The organism is uncultured Veillonella sp., from assembly GCF_905209685.1.
GTDB lineage: Bacteria > Bacillota > Negativicutes > Veillonellales > Veillonellaceae > Veillonella.
In genome coordinates this window covers 1-2,352 of record NZ_CAJLUB010000184.1, presented here as the reverse complement: position 1 = coordinate 2,352, position 2,352 = coordinate 1, and the positions used below count along the sequence as shown (strand labels likewise).

2 protein-coding genes are annotated in these 2,352 nt (G+C 41.5%); both read left to right on the top strand.

Annotated features, from left to right (window positions below; genetic code table 11):
- The first annotated feature begins 333 nt into the window (after nucleotides 1–333).
- On the top strand, nucleotides 334–1,398 hold the full coding sequence (locus QZ055_RS09190) for an ATP-binding protein (protein WP_295826432.1): 1,065 nt from the start codon (nucleotides 334–336) through the stop codon (nucleotides 1,396–1,398).
- 351 nt (nucleotides 1,399–1,749) lie between these two features.
- On the top strand, nucleotides 1,750–2,352 hold a 603-nt coding region (locus tag QZ055_RS09185), incomplete at its 3' end, for a sigma-70 family RNA polymerase sigma factor (protein ID WP_295826429.1).

Here is a 2,352-nt window from a genome sequence, read left to right as displayed (position 1 = left end):
CCTCGCAGGTATCGTCCATAAACAAAACTATTACATATACATATAGATATACATATACATATACATATATACATGACGTGCTTATCCTAGATAGGCACGTCTTTTTTTATACTTTCCTCTGTATAGTCCTATTGGGATTATAACTGTATAGAATGTAGTAAATATGGGAACTTTCACAAACGTATGGGTAAAAAGTAAACCATTAAATAAGTGTATTTTATGCGTAAAAAATTTAACATAATCAAAAGTCATGTTAATAATATGAAAATAAGTTTAAATTTGTTTTAAATTTATGATATAATAGTCTCCATAGAATGTTGGAGGTGAGAGTATATGAATTTTGTGGGACGTGCTGAAATTATTGAGAGTATCCAGTCCCGTATTGCGATGGGTCAAATGAGTTTGTGTGTTGTGTATGGCCCGCATCGCAGTGGCAAATCCTATGTGGCTTCCCAGCTTGTGCGCCGTCATAAGGCGTTATACTTGGCGGGCCGCATGGCTAATGAAGCAATCCATGTAGCCGATATGAATCGAGCTCTTGAGGCACGTTTTGTTTCTGCTGATGGGCAGGATAAATTCGAACCGATCACTAGCTTGCAAGAGGCCTTTGAGGGGCTATTTGAAAGCAGTGTAAAAACGCCTCAGACTGTGGTGATTGATGATTACCCTTCCTTGGTGGAGGCTGTACCTCAGTTCCCTATACACTTGCGCGATTTGTTAGATGCTTATAAAGAAACGAGCCATTTGAACATCATCTTGATGGCGAATGGGTTAGAACAGCTTGATGGCCGCATCATTGGCGATCGCAGCTTGATTGGTCCTTATGTGTCGGAATATTTCGAGGTGAAACCGTTCTCCTTGGTGGACATGAAATCCTTGGGCCTTCACTATGCCAAGGATGACTTGCGTACCGTGTTCGCTGTAACAGGTGGTTTGCCTGCCTATGTGCAGTACTTTGATAATGGTGAAAGCATCGATACGAATATCATTAATTTGTTCTTCTCTGTATCGGGCGCACTCTTTGAAGAAACGCAGCATATCTTACATCGAGATATGAAAAATATAACAGGTGCTAATGCGATCCTATCTGGCCTTGCTACACTAGAGAGACCATACTATGTGGAGCTGTTGCAAGCTAGCCAAATTAAAAGCGGCACCTTTACATCTCGCTTAAACGACTTGATGGCCATGGGCCTTGTAGGTCGTATCCAAGCGAATAGCCGTGGACCAGCGAAATACGCTGACTACCACTTCACAAATAGCATGTTCCATTTCTGGTATCGCTATGTGTATAAATACTGGGGTGACATCATCCGTGGCAATGGTGCAGACGTGTACCAAACCTACGTAAAACCACAACTCAAAGACTTTGTGGAGGCCTCCTGTATTGCAATCTAATCAGACAATTTAATCAGATACTATAAACATAAGATTATTTGTACAATCTCTAGTGATGTTAGGATACGTTGCTACTCATGTACATGTATAAGTATCTTATCTTACGTACTATTACCCAATGGTAGTACTCATAACTCTTACGAAAGACACCATATTTCCTCTGTGGTGTCTTTTTTGTTTTATTTTCAGCAATTACCTATCTAGGTGTATAGTTATGTCTTTTAATGGATAGAAATTAATATTACATTGTAATAGAATATGTGGAAATTCTAAAGAATTGCCAATTTGTCAAAATCCCCGTTCCGCGCTATTGTGTAGATAAGCGCTATGCCATGGCAGGAAAGGGGATTTATGTTATACACAAACGAAGAACCGTTAGTACAACGAACCTGTATTAAAACTGCAAGCTTACAATCTGAGGAAATATCTTCAAAGGGAACAGCTTCCAAAGAAGTACTTTCTAAGAGACCTTCTTCTAAGGAACTAGAATCTGAAACGATACCGCCTAAGGAACCAGAGTACAAGGTGCCAGAGGAGTTGAAATTACAGACTCTTATCTGCGGGCATCAGGTCTTAACGTCCTTATCGGATAAGAGTCTCGTGTCGATTTGTCAAAATCCGAATATGCGGATTCAGACGGTTGGGTATCAGCCGTGGTCCGCTGATGAGCTACGCCATGATGCGGCTCAAATCGAGCTCTGTCGCAGGTATCGCCCACTCATCTTACACTATACGAATCGGACGGGGAACCGCGAGTTCCGTGAAGACCTAGAGAGCTATCTGTGGGCCATCCTTTTAGAGTCGATTTATAGCTTTGATTTAAAAGGCTCCGTACCGTTCCCTGGCTTTGTGAAAGCTGGTGTTAGGTATGGTTACATGCGGTATTGGAAGCGCGAGCGATTGCGTAATCATCGTGAGATTCATATACCAGACCGCATCACCGATGATGGCGAG